Raw genomic sequence first — 354 nt, forward strand, 5'->3', positions numbered from 1 at the left:
CCCGAGACTCAGTGAAATTGAACTCGCTGTGAAGATGCAGTGTACCCGCGGCAAGACGGAAAGACCCCCGTGAACCTTTACTATAGCTTGACACTGAACATTGAGCCTTGATGTGTAGGATAGGTGGGAGACTATGAAGTGTGGACGCCAGTCTGCATGGAGTCAACCTTGAAATACCACCCTTTAACGTTTTGATGTTCTAACCTAGGTCCATAATCTGGATCGGGGGACCGTGTCTGGTGGGTAGTTTTGACTGGGGCGGTCTCCTCCTAAAGAGTAACGGAGGAGCACGAAGGTTGGCTAAGCATGGTCGGACATCATGCGGTTAGTGCAAAGGCATAAGCCAGCTTGACT

The 354-nt window shown here is 50.6% G+C and carries 1 rRNA gene; it reads left to right on the plus strand.

The features are described from left to right. Positions 1-354 (plus strand): 23S ribosomal RNA (locus BHE89_RS22585); the annotation flags it as partial.

This window comes from Shigella sp. FC1967, assembly GCF_001743005.1.
Classification (GTDB): Bacteria; Pseudomonadota; Gammaproteobacteria; order Enterobacterales; family Enterobacteriaceae; genus Proteus.